The following is a 24,847-nucleotide window of genomic DNA, read 5'->3' as shown; positions in this document are numbered from 1 at the left end:
AGCTCACCGGGATATAAAGGAACAGGTGGTGATATAGATGGAAAATCAGGGATATACATCCCTTCTCTGTGAGAAAGAGGAAGGCGTGGCGATTGTAGTAATTAACCGGGCTGAAGTTATGAATGCCCTTAACGGACAAGTTTTTAAGGAACTTGGCAGAATCTTTGCTGAACTGGAAGCAGACCACAGGGTTCAGGCAGTGATTTTAACCGGCAGCGGTAAAAAATCCTTTGCTGCCGGGGCAGACATAAGCCAGATGCAGAAGATGACCACCCTTGAGGCGCGTCAACTGGCCCTGGCTGTAAAAGCAGCCCAGGATAAGATAGCCTCGCTCAGCAAACCGGTGATAGCGGCGGTTAACGGCTTTGCCCTGGGTGGCGGCTGCGAGGTAGCCATGTGCTGTGACTTCCGGATTGCCGCTGAGAATGCCAGGTTCGGTCAACCGGAAATCAACCTGGGTATCATACCCGGTGGCGGAGGGACTCAGCGTCTGACGAATCTGGTGGGTTTGGCAAAAGCCAAAGAGCTGGTTTTAACCGGAAAAATCATTGACGCCCGGGAAGCCCTGGACATAGGCCTGGTTAACAAGGTGGTAGCGGCGGATTTACTGCTAAGTGAAGCCAAAAAGCTGGCCGGCAGTCTCGTTGAGAAGAGTGGGTTCGCCCTGAATATGGCTAAGGCGGCACTGAACCAGAGTGTCAGTTTGGATCTTAATAGCGGGTTGGATTATGAAATCGAGTGTTTCGCGGCTTGCTTCTCAACGTATGATCAAAAAGAGGGTATGGCTGCCTTTGCAGAAAAAAGGAAACCAAAATTTATGGGAAGGTAAACTTCCGGTCTGGATAAATGACGATGATAAAGGGGTGCTTAGCTAAATGGAAATTAAAAATGTGGCAGTAATCGGCGCGGGCGCAATGGGCCTGGGAATTGCCCAGGTGTCAGCCCAGGCGGGTTACCAGGTTAGTTTAAATGACATATCGGAAAATGGGCTGGAAAAGGCCCTGAAAGCCATTACCAAGTCGCTGGATAAGAGTGTGGAAAAGGGTAGGCTTGCGGCTGAGTCCAGGGATGTGATTCTGGGCCGGATAAAAACCACCACTGACCTGGCCGAAGCTGTCCGGGATGCTGACCTGGTGATTGAAGCGGTTTTTGAAAACCTTGCTCTGAAACAGGATGTTTTCAAGAGGATAGATCAAACAGCTCCCCAACAGGCCATTTTTGGCTCCAACACATCCACCCTCCCCATTGCGGCCATAGCCGCTGGAACCGGACGGCTTGACAGATTCGTGGGAATACACTTTATGAATCCGGTTCCCTTAATGAAGGGAGTGGAATTGATTCGCGGCCGTCATACTTCCGACGAAACCCTGCGGATCAGCTTGGATTTTGTTAAGTCCCTGGGCAAAGAAACGGCCATAGCCGTGGACTATGCGGGGTTTATCGTCAGCCGGGTCCTGGACGCCATGCTTAATGAGGCGGTCAAGTGCGTGATGGATGGAAACGATCCTGAGGAAATCGATAAAGCCATGAAGCTCTGCTGCAACTTTCCGATAGGACCGCTGGCCTTAATCGATCTGGTAGGGGCGGATATAGTCCTTAACGGACTGGAAACCATGAGAGGAGACTTCGGGGATAAATACACTCCCGCGCCGCTGCTCCAACAGATGGTCAGAGGCGGTGACTTGGGCCGAAAGACCGGCAGAGGTTTCTATAAGTATTAAACCGGTTATAACCTTGCGGATAAGCTTTAAACAAAATCTGAGGAGTGAAGAAGATGAGTTTTAAGTCAAGTAAAGATGACATTGTTTGCGTAAGCGCAGTCAGAACGCCCTTCGGTCGTTTCGGCGGGAGTATGAGAGATATTGATATTTACCAATTAGGTGCAATTGCGATGAAGAATTCAATGGAGAAAATTGAGTTGGAGCCCAACTTAATTGATGAAGTTTGGTGGGGAAACGGTGACACCACAAACTGCAAAGATCCGTTTACTCCGGTAGTAGCGCGGCAAACCATGCTCAAAGCCGGAATTTCGCCTGAAACACCTTCCATAACCTTTGACCAGGCCTGTACTTCGGCATTGACCACTGTGAAATATGGAGCAAGAAGTATTAAATTAGGCGAGGCTAAAGTAGTAATGACGGGTGGTTCCACCAGTTTTAGCACTGTGCCGTTTTTACTTCGCGGTATTCGCTGGGAAGGCAAGAAGCACAGTTCTTTTATGGTTGAAGACCCAATCATTCCCCTGGGCTACAAGGATTATGCGCCGGTTGCGGTTGATTCCGGCCATGTTGCCATAGAATATGGTGTATCAAGGGAAGAACAAGATGAATTAGCTTATGAAAGCCATCGGAAATATGGTGCGGCCTGGGAGCGAGGTTTCTTTCAAAAGGAAATGACCCCGCTTGAAATAATCAAAACAGATAAAAAGGGCAAGGTTATTTCTAATCTAATGCTGGACAAAGACGAACAATATCGCTCAGATATCACTCCGGAAGCACTTGCGAAGTTAAAACCTATCTTTGGTAATCCCACCTGCACCGCGGGTAATGCCCCGGGAATGAATGATGGTGCCGCTGCCCAAATTTTCACGACCAGGGAATATGCTGAAGAACTAGGGCTGGAAATAATCTATACCTTGGTATCTGTTGCAGCCATTGCCTTGCAGCCGAGAATTATGCCCGTATCCCCCGCATTTGCAATTAAGAAATGTTTAGATGAATCAAAGCTGACAATCGATGCTCTGAAATACCTTGAGATTAATGAAGCTTTTGCCTGTGTTCCCCTGGTTTCCTGCAAACTTCTGTCCAACCACAGATTCTTAAGCGGTGATTATAAGGATATGGTAAAAGAGGCATCTGAAAAGCCGATTTTGGATAATGATGCCCGGAAATATCAGGATTTAAAGAATAAATTAAATGTTAACGGCAGCGCAATTGCGATTGGTCATCCCAACACCGCAAGCGGAGCCCGAATCATGATGACGGCAGCCTACAATCTAAGAGAGAATGGTGGAGGTTTTGCGGCGTGTGCCATATGCGGCGGTTTAACCCAGGGCGCGGGAGCAATAATCTGGGTTGAATAAGGCCCCTCTTGGCAGTATTATGGCTAGTTTTTGGAGGTGTATTTATGATAAGCTTTGAACTTACCGAAGAACAAAAAGATTTACAGGCTTTGGTTCGGAAATTTACTAAAAACGAGATTATTCCCGTTGCGGCAGAATACGACCAAAAAAATGAAATGCCCTGGCCCATCATTCATAAAGCGTTTGAGATTGGATTGTGGAATTTTAATCTGCCCTCAAAGTACAACGGCTTGGAACTGGACCATGTTACTGAAGCCATCCTAATTGAAGAACTGGCTTACGGGTGCTTGGGAATCAGCGGAGCATGGGATGGAAATACCCTGGCACTTACGCCAATCCTGATTGCAGGTACAGAGGAACAGCAAGACAGGTGGCTGCCGCAATTTGCCCAAAAACCCATTTTGGCGGCCTTTTGTCTCACAGAACCCGGTGCCGGCTCAGATGCAAAATCCATGGTAACCCAAGCGGAAAAAGTCGGTGATGAATATATTATTAATGGTACAAAGTGTTTTATAACCCATGGCGGTATAGCAAGCATGTACACAGTTTTTGCTAAAATTAAAGGGACCAAAAAGATCAGCGCCTTTCTGGTATCCGGGGACAATCCCGGTGTCTCCATGGGAAAAGTGGAAGATAAACTGGGAGATAGGGCTTCCCACATAGCAGAAGTGATTTTTGAAGATGTGAGAGTCCCGGCTGAGGATCTACTGGGACAAGAGGGGGATGGATTTAAAATTGCCATGCAGACCCTGGATCGCACAAGGATGAGTATAGGGGCGGCGGCAGTCGGCGTGGCGCGCAGGGCCCTTGAAGAGTCCATTGAATACGCGAAGGTTAGAGCCCAGTTTGGGAAGCCTATTGGTCAACATCAAGGGATTGCTTTTATGCTCGCGGATATGGCTACAAAGGTAGAAGCAGCTCGAAGTTTGGTGCTGCTGGCCGCCTCAGAGATAGATGCTAAGAGGGTAGACCCTAAATTTGGTGCTATGTGCAAGCTATATGCGGCTGATATAGCTATGGAAGTAACGGTGGATGCCGTTCAAATTCACGGCGGTTATGGGTACATGAGGGATTATCCGGTTGAAAAGCTGATGAGGGATGCTAAGATACTTCAAATCTATGAAGGCACTCAGCAGGTACAAAGGATGGTAATTGCAGGCAGACTATTGAGTTAAATATGAACTTCAAAACACCGCACTCCGCAACTATGCCTATTCCAAATTGGACCGTGCAGTCCAATTTGGGATAGGCTTAAAGAAAAAACAAGGAATTTTTTAATTATCATATATTACTTCAGATAGGAGCGGAATAAATGTCTGAACATGACTGGGATGATTATATTGTTATGGCAAAAGCCATCAAGACTCTTCTAGGCAGCGAGGCAGCGGTAGCCTTAAGCGACCATTCACAATTTCTTTTCTATGAGCCCGGCGCCGAGCTTGATCACAAGTCAAGGGCCGGTGCCCCGGTTAAGGCCGGCACAACAACCGAACAGGTATTGAAAAGCGGCGAAAGGATAACAACAAAGATACCGGAGGAAAAATCCCAATACGGCGTGGGCTACATGGCCATGATAGCGCCTATAATAGATATGAAGGGCGAAGTGATAGGAACGCTGGGTGTTTTTGAACCGACGTCCACCTATGATATATTGCAGAAAGATTCAGAAAAACTTGAAGACGCCCTTGTGGTCATCAGCGAGACAGTATCAAATCTTTCAGCAGGATCTCAGCAGCTGGCGGCCACCGCCACCAGTTTATCCGGGCAGGCCAATAATATTAACGAAAATGTAAAGAAAACAGACGCACTGTTAAAGCTCATTAAGGATATTGCCAGCCAGACCCATCTTTTGGGATTGAACGCAGCCATTGAGGCCGCCAGAGCGGGGGATCAGGGCAGGGGCTTCAATGTGGTGGCAGAAGAAATACGCAAACTCGCCCATAAAACTGCAGGTTCAGTAAAGGAAATCACCGACACCATCTCGTTAATCACCAGTTCTATCAGTGAGCAGAGTGAGCAGATATATCAAATTGCCGCCGTATCCGAGGAACAGTCCGCCTCTGTTGAGGAAATTTCGGCATCGGTAAGTGAGATTTTACATATGTCAAAGACCCTCAGTATACTGGCCGAAAAAATATACAACTAACACAAAACTAACACAAGGGGACGGTTCTGTTGTGTCCAATGTCACCCTTACAGAATTTTTTGTCGAGGAACGCCCGCAGCTTGCTGTAAGCTCCTTTGAAATCTTCAGGAAACCCCATCCCTTGCTCCTTAAATCAATTATAAAAATAACGGCGGTTGCCTCGTCCGGGTTTATTTCAAATTTTTTCGCATTAACAATGTATACCTTCAAATACGTTGAAAAAATCCTCCTTGTCCACTGTTCCAAGGAAGATTTTCTCACGTGGGACTTTAATCAAACATTACCTAAATAGGCCTTTACAATATCATCACTGTTCTTCACTTCGTCCTTGGTACCCGAAAATACTATATTTCCGGTCTCGAGAACATATGCATAATCCGAAATGCTTAGCGCGTTATCGACCATCTGTTCAACCAGCATTATTGTTACACCCGTCTGTTTTATCTCCGTCAACAGTTTGAAGACATCCTTAACTATTATCGGCGCAAGGCCCAGCGACGGCTCGTCAAGAATAAGAAGATCGGGTCCCGTCATCAACGCTCTTGCGATTGCAAGCATCTGCTGCTCTCCACCCGACAATGTGCCTCCAATCTGCTTGCGTCTTTCCTTAAGTCTTGGGAAGCGGTCATACATTTCGTCCATTCGGTCACGTATCTTTTTTGCGTCCTTTTCCACATACGCTCCGAGAAGTATGTTCTCTTCAACAGTATGCTCCGGGAATATCTGCCTGCCTTCGGGGACAAGCCTTATTCCTTTATAGACGAGCTTATCCGGAGCTTTCCTGGCTATGTCCTCGCCCTTATACAGGATACTCCCTTCCTTTGGCCGGTGGAGACCCACAATGGTATTTAGTATCGTACTCTTTCCGGCTCCGTTCGCTCCCGCTATGGTTACAACCGAGCCTTTCTTTACATCAAAGGACACGTGGTGTACGACCTCTGTCTTGCCGTAGGCGATTGTTAAATTCTCAACCTTCAGCATGCCGTCACCTCTTCTCCCAGATAGGCTTTCCTTACCACCGGATCTGCGCTTACTTCCGCCGTAGTACCCTCCGCAATCTTCTTACCGTAATCTATAACCGTTATATAATCAGATATGCCCATTACTATGCTCATATGGTGTTCGATCATAAGTACCGTTATTCCGACATCTCTTATTTTCTTAATTATCTCGGAAAGCTCTGCCACTTCCGTTTCATTAAGACCGGCGCAGGGCTCGTCCAGTACCATGAGTTTTGGCTTCTCGCATAGAGCGCGGGCGATCTCCACCAGTTTCTGCTGTCCTGTTGAAAGGCTTCCGGGATCAAAATTTGACTTACTGTCAAGGCCGATCAGTTTCAGGCAGTCGTAAGCTTCCAGATATGCTTCTTTTTCTTCTTTTCTTTTCCTGCGCGAATGGAAAATCGCATCCGCCATACTATATGTGTAGTATATTCTTCCGCCCATCGCCACGTTATCTATTACACGCAAGTCCTTGAACAGCCTGACATGCTGATATGTCCGGGCTATTCCGCGCTTAACCGAATCGAAAGGTTCCATTCCCGTTATATCCTCGCCGTTGAATATAACGCTGCCTTCGCTGGGCTTGTCGATACCTGTTATCAGATTAACCGTGGTCGTCTTGCCGGCTCCGTTCGGTCCGATTAGGGAATGTACCGTACCTCTCTTAACCGCAAGGTCTAAATTTCCGACAGCCGTAAGCCCACCGAATCTCTTTGTAAGATTCTTTACTACAAGGATATTTTCAGGACCATCTGCATGAACCCTGTATTTTTCAAAACTTATGGGCAGCCTGTCGCCTAAATTTTCTATATGTCTGTTATCTTCGATTGCCCTGAAACGTTCCTTTATTCTTCCCACAATGCCTCCGGGCATAACCTGGGTCAGTATGATAAGAAGCCCGCCGAAGACTATCTGCTTAAGGTCCGGTGACGCATTGAAGAATTCCGGTATTATCATTACGACGACAACGCCGATGGCAGGACCGCTCAAAGTGCCTGTTCCGCCTATAACCACCGTCAAAAGGATAAATATTGTCAGGTAGAATCCAAACGTGTCGGGACTGATAAACTCACTGTAGCTGGCGTAAAGGGAGCCGGCCACCCCGATGATCATTGAGCTTATGAGCAGCGCTATAACCTTGAATTTCCTGTTGTTTATACCTACTCCCGACGCCGCTATCTCGTCATTCTTGACCGCAACGAAATCACGGCCCCAATGGCTCTTGATCAGACCCCATTCAAATAACATAATGAGAATCAAGAAGAAAAATACTACATAGTATTTTGTATAATTAGTGAGGCTCATGCCGAATATGGACCATTGGGGGAGAAAAAATCCTGCCGCGCCTTGCGTCAGAGAAGTCCAATCGTTGAGTATCCTCTGCACGATCTCTAAAATGCCAAGGCTTATCAGGGCTAGATAGTTGCCCTTTACCTTATATGCCGGCAAGGATATCAGGAAGCTGATCAGTCCGGTAACAACCATTGCTGCCAGCATACCGACCAGGAACGGCATTTTAAGGGTCGTAATAGTTATTGCCGAGGCATATGCCCCGGCGCCGAAAATAGCCGCGCCGGAAAGGGTAAGCATACCGCAATACCCTGAAGATATGTCATAACCGATGGACAAAATGATGTAAATAAATAAAATTATGGCAAACCGCGAATAATAATTACCGGCTATAAATGGAAATGCCAAGCAAATGAACAGCAATGCCAGCTTCAGTATGGTAAACCACAGGCTATACTTTTTCCGCAGCGGACCAGTTTCTGTTGAAAATCTTGGCACTCATTATCCCCCCCGGCAAAAATATTATCACAATAATCATAATGACGAAGCTGATCGAATCCTTTATCCCGGCGGGGACAAATATACTTATGAAGGCTTCGATGAGTCCCAAAAGGAAGCCTCCGATAAATGCTCCCTTTGTGTTTCCAAATCCGCCCAACACGGCGGCTGCAAATCCTTTCAGGCCAATTGAATAGGTCATGGTGTAACTGGCAAACGTAATAGGCGCGATTAGTACGCCGCCTATGGCCGCAACGGCCCCGGCCATGGCAAAGCAGGATAGTATTATCTTTTCGCTCTTGATGCCCATCAGTTCCGACGTGGCCGGCCTGAATGCAACAGCGCGCACAGCCCTGCCAAACCGGGTCTTCTTAATTATCGTCTGGTATGCAACTCCTATAACGACGGCTATGGTTATCATCATCAACTCATGAAGCATGATGTTTGCACCAAAGAACGTTACCATTTTGCCACCGAATAAATACGGAAAAGCCTGCGGCTCCGTACCGAACAACATTCGGGCAATGTTGTCCAAGATGATGGACGCCCCGAACAGTGTGATAATCCATCCTACATTATCCAGCAAATTTCCGAGTTTCTTAACGCAGGTTTCATATATTACTATGTTCAGCACTATGCTGACGGCTATTGCCACGAATAGGGCAGGTATATAGCTGAATTGGTATATTACCATCAGCCACCAGCTTACCATTGCGCCCATCATTACAACAGATGCGTATGCAAAATTAACGATGCCTGTGGTAGAGCTGACCATTCCGATTGAAAGCGCCATTAGCGCGTATATGCTTCCGTTCGCCAAGCCGAATATTAATTGCTGCATCCTGTCATTCACCTCTCATTGTATTGACTGCCCGTATGTGTTCCGCCATCTTCGCAACACGGCACCGGAAGTGATGAACCGGTTCATCCAAGGTTAAGCTCCGAATTACCGGTGAAGAAAATGGCCAATTGCTTGATTTGTTAAAGATCAACTATTAGGCCTGGCTGAACCGGCTGCCCAGCAAGCTGGAGCGAAAAAGATGCAAAATTGGTTAACTGATTAGAAAAAGCCATCAGGAAAGTTGCGGGGTCCATGGTGTGGATAAAATTCATCAGGGTGTCAAAGAGCATAGACCCCGCGGTTGTAAGCGGGTGTTTCGAGTGTCGAATATCAACATAATCTACTTCCAAAGCTCCCGAAAACCCGAGGCAATACATAAATTTCCAGGCGAAAAAAGCAATGAGTGTAGATATTCCATGCAGTCATACGACAGGTAGAGCAAGTCACACTCACTTGGTCCGGTAATATCCAAATCAATTCACTATTTTAATGTAAACATCCGTACATTATAATTTTTATTTCTGACAAACGGTGTGTCGATATCGGTTTAGGCACACCACAATCTGATTCCAGGAGGCCGTTAGAAAAGTCCATCTGCTGTGTTGCGGCTGGGGCCTCAATGCTTAAGCGTACTACGAGTACACTTAAGCTTGAGGCCTTGCCGCACCTTGCATCCGGAGCTTTTTGAACGGCCTCGGGCGGTAGTTTATCAACACGTTTATTGTTTTTTCAATGTGTTTTTAAACACTTTTCCAGGTGCGATTTACTCTTACTTCGTAAGGGATCCCCTGATATAAACGTCTCCGAATATTTTGTCCGTTGTTAACATTGGGTCTAACAGAACAGGCACGAGATCTTTTCCGGAAATGGCTTCATGATTTGTTGGTGAAAACCTATACGTGTCTGCAGTACCGATTTTCAAAGGAAACTCGGAAATTTTCGTCTCAATGGTATTTTTCACTGAGTCGGAATCGAAAGAACCCGCTGTTTCCACTGCCCATTTATAAAGATAGACCGCTTCATAGCCGGATGCCACCATCTGAGGAGCGGTGGTTCTGTCGCCAGGTCCGTATTTACCATATTTTGCTACTATCTTGTCATAGAGTTCCTGACGTGCATCGTCCAGCTGAGTTTTGCCGGCAGCTTTGTCCACCGACCAGAAGCCGTTAATGGTATAACATCTGTCAATGCCAGCTCCGGCAAGCTCCCGGAAGTTCGGCAGGGAGAGTCCTGTATAGCCAATATAAGTCAAGCTGTCCATGTAACCTATTCTTGAAAGTGCGGAGACTATTTTCGCACCATCCGCACCCAGGGTCCAGGCGAGTATGCTGTCTGCGCCGGCTTTCTTGATCTTCTCTGCCACAGGTGTCATATCGGCATCCCCGGATTTATATGTAATAGCTTCTACCGGCGTGATTCCGGCTGTTTTGCAGGCTTCTTGCAAAGAGGCTATTCCATCATTCCCCAGGGCGGTGGTGTCGCCGAGCAGCACGATCTTTTGGAAACCGGCTTCTTTTGCAATATTTACAAGGGCCTCAGCCTGTACCGGACTTGGGAAGAATGTTCTGAAGGTATAAGGATATTTTTCAACATCCACAAGCTTGGTGTTGGTTGCGATGTTAAGGATCTGAATAATTTTGTTTTGATTGACATAATCTTCAGAAGCAGCAACGCTTGTTGAGTTCGGCTGGCCAATCATCATCTGAACTTTCTCTTTATCGATCAGTTCCTGAACCGCGGTCTTTGATTTTGTCGGGTCAGCTTCATCGTCACGGAATACAAATTTAATGGTCTTTCCCATAATTCCGCCGGCGTTATTGATTTCCTCAATAGCGAGTTCGGCACCCTGCTTAGTGGCTATTCCCATGGTAGCCGACGGGCCTGTCATTGGTCCGGCATATCCGAGTACTACTTCGCCGCCCGCTTTCTCCGCAGCCTTGTCCGGCGTGTTGGAAGCGCATCCGCCCAGTACCAACATCATCAAAAATATTACCAGTACCGCGATGATAGGTTGATTTTTCCTCACCATTTTTCCCTCCATTTCATTTTTTATCATATCGGATAAATGCTGGTGATCATAACATTTATGCCGTTATGAACAGTTCAAAAAAGCCGAATTCACAACCGCGCATTTAAAATTACAACCGAACTCATAATATTTATATCCGCCCGCTCAGTTCTTCCGCCGTCTTGGGACTTTATCTTCATTGATATCGGTTATGACAGCCACCGTCCCCCCAATTACATACTCCCGCCGCTTACGATAAGGCACTGAGCGGAGATGAAACTTGCATCGTCACTTGCCAAGAAGGACGCTGCGCCGGCTATTTCTTCCGGCTCCCCCAGCCTTTTGAGCGGTATAACCTTCATATGTTCGGCAATAATCTTTTCCGGTACCGCTTTGTACATATCTGTGTTAATAAATCCCGGGGCGATACAATTAGCCGTAATATTTTTCGGTCCGCCTTCCTTGGCAAGTGTTTTTGTGAAGCTAATGATCGCACCTTTTGAAGCGGAATAGTTTGCCTGGCCTGGGAGTCCAAACGCTGATATGGATGCTATGTTCACAATCCTGCCGTAGTTTTTCTCACGCATGATCGGTACGACATATTTGCACGTATGATATACACCGTAGAAGTTAACGTTTATTACGGAATCCCATTGTTCATTCGTCATTTTGTGGAACATGGCATCCTTTGTGATGCCGGCATTATTTACCAGAATATCGATGGTTTTGAATTTGTCCATTGTAATTTTGATGGCATCGGCTACCTGCTGCTCATTGCCGACATCGCACTGGATTGCGATTACCTTTTCCCCGGTAGGATCGATAGACTTGGCCGTTTGTTGTGCAGCATTCAAATCAAGCCCTAAAATAGCAACCCCTGCCGCACCATCTTCAACAAATCTTTTTACGATAGCCCTGCCAATTCCTTTCTCCCCTCCAGTTACGATTGCATATTTTCCGCTTAATTTACTCATTTTTTTACCTCCATATTGTGTTACGATATCCTTTAAGATACATTCAGTAGAGCTCATTTTTGAAAGTTAATTTGGTTTTTAAATAAAATGATGCATATAGCGATATGTCAATCGGTAATACTAATTGCTCAGCGTAAACTGGGGAAAATCTATTTTCTTTCCTTCCAGCGTGGCAGCAGTGATGTGACTTACTTTTTTTACCGCGGTGGCGTCTCTCCAATATAAGTCCTGGGAATTTAGATATTTCCTAAAATGACCGGGTGGAATCATTACGTGTTTCGCAAATACTCTGTTAAAATGCGTAATATTCACAAAACCCGTTTCTTTACTTATCTGCGCTAATGGCAGGTTGGTATAGGAGAGAAGTTCCACCGCCTTTCGGACCCGAATAATCATAAGGCATTCGAAAATAGTGACAGTGGTTTCTTTCTTAAATAGACTGCTGAGATAACTTTTCTTCAATGATGCATGGGCAACAATATCGTCCAAAGACAGCCGTTCCTTATAATTGTCCTCTAGAAATCTGATTGTATCCCTCACCGGTGCGGAATAAGCCGATACCTCTATATATTTTGACGATGTGTTTTTCTCCCGTCTTGTCTTTTTAGTCAGTTTAAAGAGGATGGCATAAAGATATGTAACCATTATCTTCTCAGACTCCGGTGTTGAATTGTTACTCTCGTCCAATATTTCTTTTAGAAGTTTTCCCGAAAAATTGTCATTCTGCACCAGGATACCGACATCGGAGCACATTTCCATCAGGCCTTTCGAAAACGAAGAGAACTTCACTTCGAAATAGTAGCCAGTCTCGGCGCCTGTCTGGGTGAAGGTATGGACGCAGTTTGCCGGGATCAGAATCGTATCCCCCACGCCCGCCGTGAACGTACGGCCCCCCACCGTGAATTGGTAACTGCCCCGGACGATATGATTTAACTGATGGAAGGGATGCGTATGTGGTTTATACGTAACCCCCGCGTTCATTCTTGACAGTACCTTAATTAAAATCTTGATTTCCTGATGCATTTTAATACCCCCTCCCATGGTCATGTTTGTTTTTATCTTTTTAGATACCATATCCTCATCTATCATTTTATTTCAAAGCAAATTTGGGGCATTTCCTTAAGGTCCTCAGCGATCAATGGCTTAAAATCCAGCAGGTCGAGAACGTCCTTCTTAATATCGAGACCCGGGGCGATTTCCACCAGTTCGAGCCTGTTTTCTTTAAGTTTGAATACACAGCGTTCGGTAATGTAAAGGACAGTTTTATGGTTTTCAAACTCCACGCCCGCATTCATGGTGATGCACTCTACATTTTTCACCATTTTCGTTTCTTTTCCGTCATAGGGAACCATCTTTCCGTTTTCGGAATTATAGCCTGAGCCCCGCATGAAGGTGAAGCAGAATACCAGCTTCTTTGCGGAATGGACAATGAAATTAAAGCCGCCGACGCCCGCAAGATATGCCCCTTTTTTACAGACGTTCACGTTTCCGGCCGCATCCACCTCCAATGCTCCCAGAAAACCGATATCAAGCCCGCCACCCTCGTAAAACCTGAACTGGGACGCCTGATCATAGACAGAATCCGCATTCATGGAGACTCCGAACACCGATGGAAGCTGTACGCCGCCTATGATGCCGGTCTCGGTGGTGGTAACGACGGAACTCATATCGATTCCGAGATTTATCGCCTCGCCGCTGACCATCTGCGGGATCCCGATACCGATATTCACAACGGCATCCGGATATAGTTCCATTGCCGCTCTTCTTGCAATGACCTTCTGCGTGATGTCTCTTTTCCGGGCGCCGTTTTTCGTCTCTTTGTCCAAAATTACCCGCATTTCTTCCTCGCCACATCGCTTTTCATTTGAAAAATACGGACTGTAAGGAAGGTGCGGGGCCGTCTGTACATGGTCGGGATCGACAATGATGGCGTCCACAAGGAAATATGGAATGTGGACAATGTGCGGATTAAAGTATTCTTCCTTCAGGGCTTTTACGTATACGATTACCTTGCCCCCGTTGTTCCTTGCCGCCATAGCGGAGGCCAGGGCATCGTTAATTGAGGGCTCCGCTTCCAGCGTTATATTGCCTTTCACGTCCGCATAGCTTGCCTTCAGCACGACGACATCCGGCCGGATCATTTTATACCAGAGGTATTCCTCGCCGTCCACGACCCTAAGTTCGACCAGGTCTTCCGTCTCCAGCCCTTCGTTGAGCTTGCAGCCCTGGTAGCGTGGATCCTGCTGGGTACGGAGTCCGACTTTTGTAAGATATCCGTCCTTGCCGGCTATGTACTCGCTCATCATAATCGACAGCACGCCCTGGGAAACATTGTAGCCCTCTATCTCGTTGCTTCTGATCATGAGGAACAGAGGCTGATGATAGCCCATATGTCCGCCGATCACACGCTTCAGGAGCCCCTTATGGGTCATATGCTCAAAATAATTATAGCCCGGTGCATCGATGTCCGGGGAGCCGTAGGAGATGATGCACAGGTCGCGCGGGTGTCCGGTGGCGAGAAACGAATCCCCGATGCTTTTAAATATTTTGGCGGGAGAGCACACAAGGGCCGTACCGGCAATATGCACGGCGGCTCCATCCGATATCAGTCTTACAGCTTCGTCCGCGGACATGAGCTTCTTTTTTAGTAAATCAGTCATATAGTTACGCTCTCTTTTTCCATGTTTTTTTATTTCCTTTTCCAGATGCAACCATTATGTTGGCACTATTTGCAATATTTTGATATTTCAGTCGCGTGGCACTATTTTAACATTTCCGAAAACGGAATGTCAAACAATAATTCAACAGAATATGCGCAATATGAGATAATTTTTTTTAATATTACGCGCATGTCAATTTATTCGTAATTTAGGATATTTTTATCTGTGATTCCGCACTTCCATATTCTATGGTTTCCTATTTGTTAACGCCGGCTGTAAAATAAACAATAACGCCGGGATAAAAATGAACGTTTTTCCCGGCTAAAATAACTGAGACAATGGAAATGGAATAAACCGAAAGCAGAACAATATGCGGCAATATCCGGTCAGGCAATTCCGTCAGCTTTTGGTCTTTTTAGTTCAGCTGCAGGTTGTTCATTACCGGTAAGAGTAAACCCCCTCTCCTGTTTTGCGTCCCAATTTGCCTGCCGCCACATATTCCTTCAGGAGTGTGCAGGGACGGTATTTTGAATCACTAAAACTTTCGTAAAGGGACTCCATGGTGTGAAGCAATATATCTATCCCCACCAGGTCCGCCAATTGCAGCGGGCCTATGGGATGGTTGGCCCCCAACTGCATGCCCTGGTCAATATCTTCTTTTTTATTGCCCTCCATTAGAAGATAGAAGGCCTCGTTTAGCATGGGGACCAGCAGCCTGTTGACAATAAAACCGGGCGTGTTATTGGCCAGCACAACTTTTTTGCCCATTTTTTCAGATATGTCTTTAATGGTGTCCATGACTTCCTGCTCAGTCACCAGACCCGGGATTAATTCCACCAGTTTCATCACCGGGACGGGACTGAAGAAATGCATGCCCAATACCCTGTGGGGCTTCTTTGTTACTGAAGCGATCTCGGTAATGGAAAGTGAAGAGGTATTGGTGGCCAATATAGCGTCGGCACCGGTTAAGGAGTCTATTTTTCTGAACATATCCTTTTTCAGATCCATCTTCTCGGGAACAGCTTCTATAACAACCTGGGCTTCCGAGCATACCGCCAGGTCCGTTCCCGGAGAAAGCCGGGCCATTATCTGCTCCTTTTCCTCACTGGACAGCCTTCCCTTGTTGACCTTACCCTGGAGCAGTTTATTTATGACCGACATTCCCCGATCAACAAACTCCTGGTTGACGTCAAGTATATTCACCTTGTAGCCTGCCTGGGCGGCCACCTGTGCAATACCGGATCCCATAAGGCCGGCACCAATTACTGTGATAGTACCGATTTCCATTTTTATCCTCCTTTTAAGCTAGTAATGCAATTAAAAATTTATAAAGCATTCTCCGGAATTTCCATGGCTGTTGTATCACAAATTCTTATAAGCTCTGCAATATTGAAGATCTCGGGAACGATGTTTCTTATATAGAACCTGGCGGTTTGTACTTTACCGATATAGAAGGGATACTCGAAATGACTTTCACCCACTTCTTTAGCTTTCTTTACGCCAATAGAGGCCTGTTCCAGGAGTAAGGCGCCCGCCCAGAGGAGGGAGGTGGCCCGGAGTATCCTGGTGGAATAAAGAGGCAATATTTTTATATTTGTTTTAGCAGATAGTTTGATATGTGAACATAAATTTTTATAATCCTCAGAGGCAGCTAGCATTATATGTGCGTCCCGTGTAATATCCTCTATATCCTTGCACTTTTCCAGCGAGTTTATTATTTCGTCCAGCCATTCGGCGAATATATTCCCCCGGTCAAGATTCCACTTTCTACCTACTAAATCCATTGATTGGATAAAATTGGTTCCCTCCCAAATAGTCAATATTTTGCAGTCCCGGGCACACCGAGCCACCGGGTATTCCTCGGTAAAACCGTAGCCGCCGTGTATTTGTATGGCCTCGGCGGTTGTTATCCACGCCATGTCGGATGGATAAGCCTTAATCAATGGATTGTTTACCTCAATTCTCCGCTCAGCTATTCTTCTCTCTTCAGGATCAGGGCTGTTCTCCGCAAGGTCAATATAATAAGCGTTTTTGTAGAGCATTGCCCTGCAGGCCTCGGACACGGACTTTTGAAACATGAGCATTCTTCTAATATCAGGGTGCTGTATTATAGGCACGCGCTCACCTTTGGGGTTGTCAATTTCTTTACCCTGTACACGCTCTTTGGCGTACTGCAGAGAGTAATTGTAGGCCGCCTGCATAATGCCCAGAGCAGTAAGGCCTGTGCCCTGCCTGGCGCCGTTCATCATAACGAACATTTGGGCCATGCCTTCTGCCACGCCATTTTCATCCGGAGGATTACCCAGCAGGATGCCCCGGCAGACATCGTTCTCACCAAAACTGAGCATGGCGGTGGGAGAACCGTGAAGCCCCATTTTATGTTCCAGTGCCACCGTGGAAACATCGTTGAAATCTCCCAGGCTGCCGTCTTCATTAACCCATATTTTGGGTACTATAAAGAGGGAAATTCCTTTGGTTCCCGGGACCGCCCCTTCACACTTGGCCAACAGCAAGTGAATAATGTTTTCAGTAATATTTTGGTCGCCACAGGTGATAAAGCACTTGGTTCCCTTTATTTTATACACGCCGGGGTCATCGGTGGCAAAGGCCCGTGTGGTTATATCGCCCACATCCGACCCGCAGCAGGGCTCGGTAAGGCACATGGTGCCGCCCCACTCTCCGCTGTACATTCTGGGCAGAAATCTTTTTTTGTCATCCTCGGTTCCAAATCTGTATATGAGCTTGCTGGCCCCCTTAACCAGGCTGATGTACGCATCAAAGCTGGGGTTGGCGGCGTTGAAGAACTCCTCCAGGGCGATATGCACAGTATTGGGCAGAATTCCCTCTTCATCGGGGTTGAACTGGGAATTTCCATAACCGTTTTCCTGCATGAATTTATAGGCCTTATGATAACATTCCGGAACGATTGCCTGCCCATTGGAAAGCACAACCCCTGTTCTGTCTCCGTCAATGCTGGTGGGAGCGACAATTTCCCTGGCTACCTTGACCCCCTGATCCAAAATCATGTCCATGTCTTCAAGGTCGTAAAAATCCTTGAACTTATCAAAACCCAATATTTTTTCAATATCCAGCCATTCTTTAATGACAAATTTATGATCACGGTTAGAGTAGTTGAAATTTCCAGCCATTTATAACGCCCTTTCTTTTAAATTTACAATACCGGACGGCCGGTACTGTACCGGCTGTCCGGTATTGTAAATTATATATAATTGGCTTATAATAATCAATGATAAATTTGTGCGAAAATTTTAAAATTTAGATGGTATAATCACTCTTAAAATATTTCACAAAACCATCTCAAAAGGGGCCGGCTGGATGAAAACAGAGACAAAGGAAAGAATTGTAGAGGCTGCGACGCAATTATTTGAGACCAAGGGTTACCATGCGACTTCCATACTGGAAATTTGTGAGAAAGCGGAGGTAAGTAAAGGCGGACTTTTTTATTATTTCAAATCCAAAGAAGACATACTGGTCCTGATTCACGAAAAGTTTATGAACCATATATACGAAAATGGTAAAGAGGCCTGCAGACTACATACCGACCCGATTATGCGTTTAAAGAAATTGATCATCGACCTGGTGGAGTGTGTGGGGGAATATAAGTCCTATGTAAGTGTTTTTTATCAGGAAAAAAGATTTTTGTCGCAGGAAAAATTCAGGGCTGTCAGGAGAAAAAGAGACGAGTATGAGCTTATTTTTGAAAATGCTTTAAGTGATGGGATTATGTCAGGGGCTCTCAGGGGAGATATCGATCAATCCCTTATGACAAAAGCCATATTCGGTACGTGTGACTGGGTTTACCAGTGGTACAACAAGAATGGCCCGCTGTCATCCCGGGAAATAGGAGAAAAATTTTGGCCCATTATTTTTGACGGAATAAAAAATAAATAAGTGTGTTTCAATAAGCTAACAAATTGAAAATTTATAAAAAGGCTGGTGAGGGATGATGCGGTTAACTGATGTATAGTGAAAAATTTCACCAACCAAGGGATTGTTTTCCTGGGAAAATGTACAAATTTATATTTAAATTGAAAGGAGAATGAAAATGCGTGAAGCTGTTATTGTAGGGATGGCCAGAACCGCTATAGCAAAAGAAAATGGTGCTCTGCGGGACATTCCCCCGCAAAACCTTGCGGCTGTTGTAATGAAAGCGGCGGTGGCAAGGAGCGGCTTACAAAAACCCGGGCTAATTGACGAGGTAATATACGGGCACTGCCTGGGAACGGCGGGTTGCCTTGGGCGGATGGCCCTGCTGGAGGCGGGGCTGCCCATGGAAATACCGGCTATAACCATTGACCGCCAGTGCGGATCCGGTTCCACCGCGGTCAATTTGGCGGCAACCCATATTTGGGCGGGTGTGGGCGATATTTACCTGGCCGGAGGAGTGGACAGTATGACCCGCCAACCGTATCTATTGGAAAAACCTACCGCCGCTTTTCAGCGGAATGCGCCTGAATTTACCGGCCGGCCTTTAAGCCCCGAGGAAATTGGCGACCCGCCCATGGGCATCACCGCCGAAAATGTGGCCCAGCGCTTTAACATTCCCAGGGAAGAGCAGGATGAAATGGGTTACCTCAGTCAGGTAAAAGCCGCCAGGGCCATTAATGAAGGAAGGTTTAAAGAACAGATAGTTCCGGTGGTAATACCCCAAAAGAAAGGTGACCCGGTGGTATTTGAGGTGGACGAGCACCCGCGTCCGAACACCACTCTGGAAGCTCTGGCCAAACTAAGGCCGGCTTTTAAAAAGGATGGGACGGTTACTGCCGGCACGTCATCCGGGATTAACGACGGGGCCGCCGCGCTGTTGGTCACTTCCAGAGAAAAGGCGGAAGAGTTAGGCTTAAAACCCCTGGCAGTGGTGCGGGCTTTTGGATCTGGAGGTGTGGACCCCAATATAATGGGTATGGGGCCTGTCCCGGCCACCCGCAAGGCCCTGGCCAGGGCCGGCATGTCCATTGACCAACTAGACGTAATAGAGCTTAACGAGGCCTTCGCCTCCCAGGCAATTGCTTGCTGCCGTGAGCTGGGCATCGACTGGCGTGACGGTGAAAAATTCAATCCAAACGGAGGGGCTATCGCTCTGGGTCACCCCATTGCAGGTTCCCTGGCCATACTCACCGTCAAGGCAATCAGCGAACTGCACAGAAAAGGAGCCCGTTACGCCCTGATTACCGCCTGTTGCGGCGGCGGGCAGGGTGTGGCTACCATCATAGAGAAGGTTGACTGATACCATGTAAAAATAGGAGTGCCCTTAATTGATAATAAAAGGGCACTTCTATTTGCTTGCCGGAAAAAGTTCGGCAGGCTGCCGGGGTTATCCGGATATCACAGCAAAAACAGTAAAAAATGGATGGCTGCACACCGGCGACATGGGACCGTGGACAAGAATGGCTATATATACCTGGTGGACCGCAAAAATGACATGATCATAACCGGGGGCGAAAATGTATATCCCCGGGAGGTGGAAGATGTCCTTTTTGAACACCCCGCGGTGATGGAGGCGGTGGTTATTTCACAAATACATGAAGGAATTATTGGTTAATATAGAAGAAAGAGATTGTGTAAGATTTAGTTTGTAACGGCTCCTTAAAAGACAGTGCAGTTGATACTGCCCGGAAAATTTAATTTTTGCGACACTTGAGAACCGTCCCCTTGTCGCACTACAAGTACAGTCTTATTCGGCTAAATGGACTGTGCTTTTTTGTCTGAAAACCCTTTTAGTCTTTCAGACAGTGCCCTGGTTGGTTCAGCCACCGGTTGGGATAACGCATGGGTTACCGCTTCTTTAAGCAGGTCTACCAGTTCTCTAATTCTGTATACTTTTAGTCCATTATATAAAAACAAATACCGGAGATTATACCCTTGCGTTGTAAGAAGTATTCGGGCACTCTGCGATATTTCCTTGTAAACTCCGTGTATAAGAAATTATCCATAGATTTCATAACAGTATAGTTTTTATACATTATTAAGCCAGCGGCTGTTAGCCAGTTATTCAAAATGTTTATTAAGCCTTTAGCATGAGGCAGTAAATTAATATATTTCTACACATTCTGCTTTCTGAAAAGACAGGGGACAGGCACAAATTCATGACTTGCTAATTCCGGCGGACAGTCCAAAGCCATTTGTGATGTTGGTATCCTCAAGCCACAATAAGCCACAATTTTATGTTGGTGTGAAATTTGCTTACATGAAATCAAATAAAAAAATAGGGAGGGAAAGAACAATGAGGGCTTCTGTGCGCATGAGAATAGGCGGTGGTTTCACAACACTTTTAGTGCTGCTGGCCATAATCGCGGTGGTGGCCAGCCTTAAGATGAACACTACCGAGGTAAATATCAAGGATATCGGGGTGAACTCTGAACGTATCAGTCTTGATTACCAGATCAAAGAGTCCTTCCAGGAAGCTGTGTCGGCCATTTGGGGCTATATGCTCTATAATAGCGAAAGCTATCTTAATCAGTACAATGAGAAGATTAAGATAACAGAAAATCTTATCTCAGAGCGGATCAATAATTCTTCGGAACAAGACAGGTCTAAATTTGAGATAATACTGGTTCAGGTTAAGGATTGTGACCAGCAGGTTACCCAGAACATGGTGCCCCTACTAAGGGAAGATAAGCTGGTGGAGGCAACTGCGCTGGGAACTGTCATTGCGCCGATCACTACCAAAGTAAATAAAACACTGGATGAATCAATTAGCGAAAACGAACAAAAAAGCAATCAATTGCATAGTGTTACTGAAACTGCCGTGAAAAGCGGGCGTGTCACCATCAACGTGGTAGGCATAATTGCTTTGCTTATAGCTGCCCTCCTGTCTTTTTTCATTACCAGGTCCATCACCGGCCCGGTGCGGATGATCATGAGCAGAGTCCAGCCCATGGCCGCCGGGGACTTTACCCATACCGTGGAGATTAACCGCCGGGATGAACTGGGTGAGCTGGCCGGGGCGATCAACCGGACCAGGGAGCAGCTAAGGGAGCTGGTGAGTGGTATCGTAATCGCCGCCCAGTCGGTGGCCGCCCACAGTGAAGAGCTGGCGGCCTCGGCGGAGGAGGTAAACGCCACCGTGGAGGAGGTGGCCAGCGCCACCGGCGAGGTGGCCGCCATGGCCGAAAAAAGCATGGAAAACGCCAGCACCACCGCCGAGGGGTCCAGAAAGGTGGTGGAGGTTGCCCAGTCGGGCAGCGGCACGGTGCAAAGGACGGTAGAAAAAATAAATGCCATCGCCCGGGCCAGCGGTGAGGCCAATAGCTCCATTCAGAAATTGGGCCAACTGTCCGCCAAGGTGGGGAACATAACCGATGTTATAACGGGAATTGCCGAACAGACCAACCTTCTGGCCTTAAACGCAGCCATTGAGGCGGCCAGGGCCGGAGAGCAGGGGCGCGGCTTTGCCGTGGTGGCCGACGAGGTGAGAAAGCTGGCCGAGCAGTCGGCCTCGGCCGCCGGAGAGATAGGGCAGCTGATACAGCAGATCCAGGCCGGAGTGGAGGATTCCATGCTGGCCATGGAATACGGGGCGGCCGAGGTGAAAGAGGGGGTTCATCTGGCCTCGGAGGCCGGTGCCGCCCTGGACAGCATAATAGTGGCCATCAACAGCAGCATCAGCCTGGTTGAGGAAATAGCCCTGGTCACCAGGCAGACCGGGGAGGGCACCCAGCGCCTTTCCGAGGGCAACGAGCAGGTTTCCACCACCATCCAGCAGGTGGTCGGATCCACCCAGGAACTGGCCGATATTGCCACCGGTCTGCGGTCGGCTGTGAACAGGTTTAAAGTGTAGTTATCGATATAGAAGTGATTTATTGAATTCTCTCCATGTGGATATTATCGTACAGCCACTACCCCCCTTGACTATACACCTTTTTTAAAGCACATACCTTTGTTTTTAAACTGGCCGAGTTTATGATTAGAATAAAAAATACCACCGTTGAACACTTCGTTTAGACCGTGTTTAACGGTGGTAGAAAAATAGGGAGAGGAGGAGTCACAAACTTTTATTACCTGACTATCGTTTTTTCATCCAGCTGCTTGAGCAGCGCTTTCAGCCCTTGCTCTCTAATAAACTTTAAGGAGTCCATCCTTTCTTCCCTTGTCTTGTTAAGGTTGAGTATAACGGAGTACTCACGGTTATATTCAATGGCATCCCAAAGACCCATTAGCTCATATTGCTTGTTTAATACTTTTTTGCTCATTTTTAAAGCCGCCCTGGGGATATTGCAGATGTGTTTCACCCATTTTTCTACATTTTCGTCCAAAGCGTCCAAAGGAAATACCCGGTTGATCAGACCCAGTTCCTTGGCCTCTTCTGCGTCCAGTTCGGTACCAATAACAAGAAATTCCCTGGCTTTTTTCATCCCCATGAGCCAGGGGACAATTAGAGTCGGAGCAAAGGCTCCCATCATAATTTCCGGCTCACCGATCCTGGTATTGTCGGCGGCCAAAACAAAATCAGCCATCATGGCCAGGTCGCAGCCGCCGCCGAGGCAGAAACCCTTAACTGCCGCGATTACCGGGATATCCAGGTTCCACATAACTCTTGAAGTACTAATCAATTGGTTAAAATGGCCGGCCCAACCTTCGGGTGTATGCTCCCAGCCGTTAAAAGCCATATCCTTCAAATCTACGCCGGAGCAAAAATTATTGCCGTGCCCAAAAAGGACAACCACCATGGCTTCTTTTTCCTGGGCAACCATGGTAAATGCCTCCAGCAACTCCCTCTTCATCACACCATCAATGGCGTTAACAGCCTTGGGGCGGTTTAGCCCGATTCTCACCACCTTGCCATCAACCTCGTAGGTTACTGTTTCAAAGCTCAATGAATTCATCCCCCTTTTTTTATTTATTAAAGACGTACTTGCTGGCGCAAGCACTTTTAGGTGGCTTAATGGACATGCTGTGGACAGTAAGAAGAACAGTTATGGTGTCGTAAGGCCCTTTAAATACGAATATAAATTCATGCAATATAAATGCCAGTAAGAACAGGAGGTGCAAAGTTTTTGTCGCAGAGCATCCTTATTCATTTTGGCACTTTACGACTTGGCCGCATTTACTGGGACAACGGGATATGTGAACAAGTATTTGGGAACCGCACCGGTATGCCAGTATTTAATTTATTGCCATTCCTACCTGTTAAATAAAAAATTTTGGATGTTGCCGGGGACTATACCTCTGCGGCGGAAGACGCGTTCAGGTGCCCTGGGATATCCCCTTGTAAACTCCATGTATAAGAAATTATCCATAGATTCTAACATAGTATAATTTTTATACATTATTAAGCTGGCGGCTGTTAGCCGGTTATTTAAAATGTTTATTAGGTTCTTATCATAAGACAGTAAATAAATATAATTTTTATACATCCTGTTTTCTAAAAAGACATTTTTTATACGCCACTTCCCATTGGATTTTTCAGCGCATAGGTATTGGGACAGGCAGAAATTTATGACTTGCCAGTTTCTTGTGGACAGTGCAAAGTTGTTCGTGATGTTGGCATCCATAAGTCACAATTCTTATGTTGGTGAGAGATTTGCTTATACATTAATTATCTGGTTTTATTTTTTCCTAGTAATGAGAAGCAGCTGATTTTTTGTAGTTTTCATGCATGGGGAGGAGTCGTATGGGGAAAACAATTTGAATATTTTGGATTGGCCCAAGGGGAGTATAAGAAAAGAAGGAACAAAATTTCATTTGCAACTGGAATGTAGAATGGTACCTTGTATGGAAAAATTTCTAAGGAGTAACCAAAATGCAATATAAAAACGTTAATAAGAAGTATGCAATGGATTACGTCGGTGCTCAGGAAACACTGGAAAGTTTATTGAAACTGGACTATCACCCGGTGGCCATAAAGTTCTTTAAATCTTCGGAGGAAGCCGGCCATTACAAAGCTGAAAAGAGAGTATTGGCGAAGGTTACTTTCTGCCAGTTCACGGCCGCTTCCCGCATGGCCAACTATGTGCTGAAAGGCTCAAGGGATAACATTCTATGTCAAAGCTGCCTGACCACTTTTGGATACAACCGGCTATCGGATGAAGAGGCCAGGAGGCATATGAAATTTGTCATCGATTTTGAAAAAGCAAAAGAGGTGATGTCAACAAAGCCGCGCTTGTCCCTTGGTGAAATCGACTCCTTTATGACGGCGCCGCTGGCAAAAACACCCGTTGCTCCGGACGTTGTCCTGTTTGTCTGCAACCCCTTGCAGGCCTATCACATTTTAAATGATTACATCGGAGCTTTTAACGTGCATCCCTTGCAGTTTAACCACACGGTCAGTTCTGCCGTTTGCGGCGGTGCTGTTTGGAGTTACCTGAACCACAAGCCCAATATGAA

General features: G+C 46.5%; 19 protein-coding genes and 1 pseudogene. 10 read left to right on the top strand and 10 right to left on the bottom strand.

Going from position 1 to position 24,847, the window contains the following annotated elements; translation table 11 throughout:
* Positions 1 to 37: 37 nt before the first annotated feature.
* From DCCM_RS09030 to DCCM_RS19465, 5 genes are all read left to right on the top strand, one after another.
* Positions 38 to 829 (top strand): enoyl-CoA hydratase/isomerase family protein, encoded by a 792-nt coding sequence (locus DCCM_RS09030; protein WP_104372076.1) that lies wholly within the window; start codon positions 38 to 40, stop codon positions 827 to 829.
* A gap of 46 nt (positions 830 to 875) precedes the next feature.
* The gene (locus DCCM_RS09025) at positions 876 to 1,721 is read left to right on the top strand and encodes a 3-hydroxyacyl-CoA dehydrogenase family protein (protein WP_165792087.1); all 846 of its coding nucleotides are present in this window, start codon (positions 876 to 878) and stop codon (positions 1,719 to 1,721) included.
* A gap of 53 nt (positions 1,722 to 1,774) precedes the next feature.
* Complete coding sequence (locus DCCM_RS09020; RefSeq protein WP_104372075.1) at positions 1,775 to 3,082, top strand: thiolase family protein; 1,308 nt, start codon at positions 1,775 to 1,777, stop codon at positions 3,080 to 3,082.
* A gap of 44 nt (positions 3,083 to 3,126) precedes the next feature.
* A complete protein-coding gene (locus tag DCCM_RS09015; protein WP_104372074.1) occupies positions 3,127 to 4,257 on the top strand; it encodes an acyl-CoA dehydrogenase family protein in 1,131 nt (376 codons plus the stop codon).
* A gap of 137 nt (positions 4,258 to 4,394) precedes the next feature.
* A complete protein-coding gene (locus DCCM_RS19465; protein ID WP_104372073.1) occupies positions 4,395 to 5,228 on the top strand; it encodes a methyl-accepting chemotaxis protein in 834 nt (277 codons plus the stop codon).
* Positions 5,229 to 5,501: 273 nt separating this feature from the next.
* On the opposite strand, the gene DCCM_RS09000 is transcribed toward DCCM_RS19465, so the two are convergent.
* The 9 genes from DCCM_RS09000 to DCCM_RS08960 form a co-directional block, all read right to left on the bottom strand.
* Positions 5,502 to 6,209: an ABC transporter ATP-binding protein gene (locus DCCM_RS09000; RefSeq protein WP_104372071.1), complete on the bottom strand. Its 708-nt coding sequence runs from the start codon at positions 6,207 to 6,209 to the stop codon at positions 5,502 to 5,504.
* A complete protein-coding gene (locus tag DCCM_RS08995; protein WP_104372070.1) occupies positions 6,203 to 8,017 on the bottom strand; it encodes a branched-chain amino acid ABC transporter ATP-binding protein/permease in 1,815 nt (604 codons plus the stop codon). Before DCCM_RS08995 ends, DCCM_RS09000 begins: the two co-directional genes overlap by 7 nt.
* The gene (locus DCCM_RS08990) at positions 7,971 to 8,858 is read right to left on the bottom strand and encodes a branched-chain amino acid ABC transporter permease (protein ID WP_104372069.1); all 888 of its coding nucleotides are present in this window, start codon (positions 8,856 to 8,858) and stop codon (positions 7,971 to 7,973) included. The genes DCCM_RS08995 and DCCM_RS08990 overlap by 47 nt, the downstream gene beginning before the upstream one ends.
* Before the next feature lie 769 nt (positions 8,859 to 9,627).
* Positions 9,628 to 10,914: an ABC transporter substrate-binding protein gene (locus DCCM_RS08985; RefSeq protein ID WP_104372068.1), complete on the bottom strand. Its 1,287-nt coding sequence runs from the start codon at positions 10,912 to 10,914 to the stop codon at positions 9,628 to 9,630.
* A gap of 185 nt (positions 10,915 to 11,099) precedes the next feature.
* Positions 11,100 to 11,840, bottom strand: coding sequence for an SDR family oxidoreductase (locus tag DCCM_RS08980; protein ID WP_104372067.1), 741 nt, complete (start codon positions 11,838 to 11,840; stop codon positions 11,100 to 11,102).
* 120 nt (positions 11,841 to 11,960) lie between these two features.
* Complete coding sequence (locus DCCM_RS08975) at positions 11,961 to 12,863, bottom strand: AraC family transcriptional regulator (RefSeq protein WP_165792086.1); 903 nt, start codon at positions 12,861 to 12,863, stop codon at positions 11,961 to 11,963.
* Between the two features lie 62 nt (positions 12,864 to 12,925).
* Complete coding sequence (locus DCCM_RS08970; protein ID WP_104372065.1) at positions 12,926 to 14,500, bottom strand: CoA-transferase; 1,575 nt, start codon at positions 14,498 to 14,500, stop codon at positions 12,926 to 12,928.
* Positions 14,501 to 14,938: 438 nt separating this feature from the next.
* The gene (locus tag DCCM_RS08965; protein ID WP_104372064.1) at positions 14,939 to 15,787 is read right to left on the bottom strand and encodes a 3-hydroxyacyl-CoA dehydrogenase family protein; all 849 of its coding nucleotides are present in this window, start codon (positions 15,785 to 15,787) and stop codon (positions 14,939 to 14,941) included.
* Between the two features lie 38 nt (positions 15,788 to 15,825).
* Complete coding sequence (locus DCCM_RS08960) at positions 15,826 to 17,649, bottom strand: acyl-CoA dehydrogenase (RefSeq protein WP_104372063.1); 1,824 nt, start codon at positions 17,647 to 17,649, stop codon at positions 15,826 to 15,828.
* 187 nt (positions 17,650 to 17,836) lie between these two features.
* On the opposite strand from DCCM_RS08960, the gene DCCM_RS08955 reads away from it, so the two are divergent.
* From DCCM_RS08955 to DCCM_RS08940, 4 genes and pseudogenes are all read left to right on the top strand, one after another.
* Entirely contained in the window at positions 17,837 to 18,412 is a 576-nt protein-coding gene (locus DCCM_RS08955) for a TetR/AcrR family transcriptional regulator (protein WP_104372062.1), read from the top strand.
* 154 nt (positions 18,413 to 18,566) lie between these two features.
* Positions 18,567 to 19,748 carry a thiolase family protein gene (locus DCCM_RS08950; RefSeq protein ID WP_207655569.1) on the top strand — a complete coding sequence of 394 codons (1,182 nt, stop codon included), beginning with the start codon at positions 18,567 to 18,569 and terminating at the stop codon, positions 19,746 to 19,748.
* 91 nt (positions 19,749 to 19,839) lie between these two features.
* A pseudogene (locus DCCM_RS08945) lies at positions 19,840 to 20,060 on the top strand (long-chain-fatty-acid--CoA ligase); the annotation flags it as partial.
* 684 nt (positions 20,061 to 20,744) lie between these two features.
* Entirely contained in the window at positions 20,745 to 22,301 is a 1,557-nt protein-coding gene (locus DCCM_RS08940) for a methyl-accepting chemotaxis protein (protein ID WP_231702716.1), read from the top strand.
* Positions 22,302 to 22,518: 217 nt separating this feature from the next.
* On the opposite strand, the gene DCCM_RS08935 is transcribed toward DCCM_RS08940, so the two are convergent.
* Positions 22,519 to 23,337, bottom strand: a complete 819-nt coding sequence (locus DCCM_RS08935) for an enoyl-CoA hydratase/isomerase family protein (RefSeq protein ID WP_165792085.1) — start codon at positions 23,335 to 23,337, stop codon at positions 22,519 to 22,521.
* A gap of 926 nt (positions 23,338 to 24,263) precedes the next feature.
* Between DCCM_RS08935 and DCCM_RS08925 the strand changes: the two genes are divergently transcribed.
* Positions 24,264 to 24,847, top strand: a 584-nt coding sequence (locus DCCM_RS08925; RefSeq protein ID WP_231702715.1) for a DUF169 domain-containing protein, incomplete at its 3' end; no start/stop codon positions are given.

The organism is Desulfocucumis palustris (genome assembly GCF_002933875.1).
Lineage (GTDB): Bacteria > Bacillota > Desulfotomaculia > Desulfotomaculales > Desulfocucumaceae > Desulfocucumis > Desulfocucumis palustris.
The sequence above is the reverse complement of the archived record's forward strand: the minus strand, read 5'-3'. Positions and strand labels throughout refer to the sequence as shown.

What these genes read in the sequence shown, in the direction of transcription:
- DCCM_RS09030 (WP_104372076.1), top strand. Translation starts at nt 38, where the DNA reads ATGGAAAATCAGGGATATACATCCCTTCTCTGTGAGAAAGAGGAAGGC.
- DCCM_RS09025 (WP_165792087.1), top strand. Translation starts at nt 876, where the DNA reads ATGGAAATTAAAAATGTGGCAGTAATCGGCGCGGGCGCAATGGGCCTG.
- DCCM_RS09020 (WP_104372075.1), top strand. Translation starts at nt 1,775, where the DNA reads ATGAGTTTTAAGTCAAGTAAAGATGACATTGTTTGCGTAAGCGCAGTC.
- DCCM_RS09015 (WP_104372074.1), top strand. Translation starts at nt 3,127, where the DNA reads ATGATAAGCTTTGAACTTACCGAAGAACAAAAAGATTTACAGGCTTTG.
- DCCM_RS19465 (WP_104372073.1), top strand. Translation starts at nt 4,395, where the DNA reads ATGTCTGAACATGACTGGGATGATTATATTGTTATGGCAAAAGCCATC.
- DCCM_RS09000 (WP_104372071.1), bottom strand. Translation starts at nt 6,209, where the DNA reads ATGCTGAAGGTTGAGAATTTAACAATCGCCTACGGCAAGACAGAGGTC.
- DCCM_RS08990 (WP_104372069.1), bottom strand. Translation starts at nt 8,858, where the DNA reads ATGCAGCAATTAATATTCGGCTTGGCGAACGGAAGCATATACGCGCTA.
- DCCM_RS08985 (WP_104372068.1), bottom strand. Translation starts at nt 10,914, where the DNA reads ATGATAAAAAATGAAATGGAGGGAAAAATGGTGAGGAAAAATCAACCT.
- DCCM_RS08980 (WP_104372067.1), bottom strand. Translation starts at nt 11,840, where the DNA reads ATGAGTAAATTAAGCGGAAAATATGCAATCGTAACTGGAGGGGAGAAA.
- DCCM_RS08975 (WP_165792086.1), bottom strand. Translation starts at nt 12,863, where the DNA reads ATGCATCAGGAAATCAAGATTTTAATTAAGGTACTGTCAAGAATGAAC.
- DCCM_RS08970 (WP_104372065.1), bottom strand. Translation starts at nt 14,500, where the DNA reads ATGACTGATTTACTAAAAAAGAAGCTCATGTCCGCGGACGAAGCTGTA.
- DCCM_RS08965 (WP_104372064.1), bottom strand. Translation starts at nt 15,787, where the DNA reads ATGGAAATCGGTACTATCACAGTAATTGGTGCCGGCCTTATGGGATCC.
- DCCM_RS08960 (WP_104372063.1), bottom strand. Translation starts at nt 17,649, where the DNA reads ATGGCTGGAAATTTCAACTACTCTAACCGTGATCATAAATTTGTCATT.
- DCCM_RS08955 (WP_104372062.1), top strand. Translation starts at nt 17,837, where the DNA reads ATGAAAACAGAGACAAAGGAAAGAATTGTAGAGGCTGCGACGCAATTA.
- DCCM_RS08950 (WP_207655569.1), top strand. Translation starts at nt 18,567, where the DNA reads ATGCGTGAAGCTGTTATTGTAGGGATGGCCAGAACCGCTATAGCAAAA.
- DCCM_RS08940 (WP_231702716.1), top strand. Translation starts at nt 20,745, where the DNA reads ATGAGGGCTTCTGTGCGCATGAGAATAGGCGGTGGTTTCACAACACTT.